We start from the raw sequence: 2,278 nt of genomic DNA on the forward strand, positions 1-2,278 counted from the left end.
TTCTTCATAGCCTTAATCTGCGCGTTACCACCTACACGGGATACAGAGATACCCACGTTGATAGCCGGACGCGTACCCTGGTTGAACAAGTCAGTTTCGAGGAATATCTGTCCGTCGGTGATAGAAATCACGTTCGTCGGGATATAAGCCGATACGTCACCAGCCTGCGTTTCGATGATAGGCAATGCCGTGAGCGAACCACCGCCTTTGACAATTCCCTTCAGACTTTCCGGAAGATCGTTCATTTCGCGAGCCACTTCCTCCTGACTGATAATCTTGGCAGCACGTTCCAACAAACGAGAGTGCAGATAGAAGATATCACCCGGATAAGCCTCACGACCTGACGGACGGCGAAGAATCAGAGAAACCTCACGATAAGCTACCGCCTGCTTGGAAAGGTCATCATAAACCACCAATGCATGACGACCGGTATCACGGAAATACTCGCCAATGGCAGCACCCGCAAAAGGAGCGTAATACTGCAATGCAGCCGGATCACCAGCCGTAGCAGCCACCACAATCGTGTAGTCCAGTGCTCCGTACTCACGAAGCGTATTAACGATAGAAGCAACGGTAGAACCCTTCTGACCGATAGCCACATAAATACAATATACAGGATCACCTGCCAGGAAGTTACTGCGCTGGTTGATAATCGTATCAATAGCGATGGCAGTCTTTCCCGTCTGGCGGTCGCCGATAATCAACTCACGCTGTCCGCGACCGATAGGAATCATGGCGTCTACCGCCTTCAATCCCGTCTGTAACGGTTGGTTCACAGGCTGACGGTAGATTACCCCCGGAGCTTTCCGTTCCAATGGCATATCATACAGTTCACCGCCAATCAGCCCCTTGCCGTCGAGCGGTTCGCCCAGCGGGTCGATCACACGTCCCAGCATGCCCTCTCCTACACGGATGGAGGCGATACGTTTGGTACGCTTCACAACGAATCCCTCTTTGATCTTGTCCGTCGGACCCAACAGCACAGCACCCACGTTGTCCTCTTCGAGGTTCATCACGATTGCTTTGATACCATTGTCAAACTCCAGCAATTCATTGGCTTCGGCATTTCGCAATCCATAGATACGCACTACGCCGTCGCTCACCTGGAGCACCGTACCGATTTCGTCAAGTTGCACATTGGCGTTGATTCCTTCGAGCTGCTTGCGCAATATATCAGATACTTCGCTTACTTTTATATTTTCAGACATTATACAATTCTCCTATTCTTATCAATAAATTGTTGTTTCACTCGCTTCAACTGCGTGGCAACGCTTGCATCCAGCCGGTAGTCGTTGACATCGAAGATAAATCCACCTCCGATAGAGGGGTCTACCACCGTTTCGAGTTCCATCTGGGCGTGCAAGATATGCTCTGCAGCGGAACGAATCCGGTTTTCCGTTTCCTTGTTGACGGGAACGGCTGTAATCAGCTTGCCCACTCCGATGTGCTTCGACTTCCGGTAAAGATCCAGATACATCAGGCTGATAAATTGCAGATAGCCTTCACGCCTGTTTCGCAGTACCAAAGTGATAAAACGGACAAACTCTCTGGTCGATTTCCCGTCACCGTCGGCAGCCGTGCATACCAGTGCCAGCTTCTCTTTGAATGAGATGACAGGATTATCAAGTGCTTCGCGCAAACCGGGCTGTTCACAAAAACTGTGCGACAGCGTCAGGAACTCCTGATATAACCTGTCCTCCAGACCTTTTTCCTGTGCGTATTCAATGATGGCTTTTGCATAACGCATTGAGAGTATTCCGACTTCCATCTTCCTTAGTTCTTATTCGGGGTTAGTACTTCATCCAGCATACGGTCGATCATGCCCATCTGTGCTTCCTTGTCCTCAAGACTCTTGCGGAGCACTTTCTCGGCGATGTCCACAGAAAGCACGGCTACCTGGCGGCGGATGTCGCGGATGGCTTCGTCTTTCTCTATCTGGATTTGTTGTTTCACCGCATCCAGTTCCTTTTGTGCGGCTATTTCGGCTTGTTTACGGGCCTCGTGAACAATCTTGTCACGTTCTTCCATTGCTTCCCTCAAGATGCGTCCTTGTTCTTTGTTGGCGGCAGCCACCAAAGCGTCGCCTTCCTCTTTCAGTTTAGACAACTGGGCATTAGCCTCTCTCGCCACCTCCAAAGACTGGTCGATATAGGTCTTACGACCCTCCACCATCTTAATGATGACGGGAAAGCCGTATTTCGCCAATATCACGAACACAATCCCGAATGAGAGAAACATCCAGAACAGCAGGCCACTATCAGGTAATAGTAATGACATA

General features: G+C 50.1%; 3 protein-coding genes. All 3 read right to left on the reverse strand.

Features of this window, described 5'->3' with window-relative positions:
• On the reverse strand, window positions 1-1,208 hold a 1,208-nt coding region (gene atpA, locus ACT8YW_RS16175; protein WP_444106125.1), incomplete at its 3' end, for a F0F1 ATP synthase subunit alpha.
• The gene (locus ACT8YW_RS16180) at window positions 1,208-1,768 is read right to left on the reverse strand and encodes a F0F1 ATP synthase subunit delta (protein ID WP_444106127.1); all 561 of its coding nucleotides are present in this window, start codon (window positions 1,766-1,768) and stop codon (window positions 1,208-1,210) included. The genes ACT8YW_RS16180 and atpA, both read right to left, overlap by 1 nt.
• A 5-nt stretch (window positions 1,769-1,773) precedes the next feature.
• Complete coding sequence (gene atpF, locus ACT8YW_RS16185) at window positions 1,774-2,277, reverse strand: F0F1 ATP synthase subunit B (protein ID WP_004295759.1); 504 nt, start codon at window positions 2,275-2,277, stop codon at window positions 1,774-1,776.
• Window position 2,278: the final 1 nt, after the last annotated feature.

This window comes from Bacteroides sp., from assembly GCF_052357945.1.
In the GTDB taxonomy this organism is placed as follows: Bacteria; Bacteroidota; Bacteroidia; order Bacteroidales; family Bacteroidaceae; genus Bacteroides.

Bases quoted from the DNA above. Each gene is read 5' to 3' on its own strand.
- ACT8YW_RS16180 (WP_444106127.1), bottom strand. From the start codon at position 1,768: ATGGAAGTCGGAATACTCTCAATGCGTTATGCAAAAGCCATCATTGAA.
- atpF (WP_004295759.1), bottom strand. From the start codon at position 2,277: ATGTCATTACTATTACCTGATAGTGGCCTGCTGTTCTGGATGTTTCTC.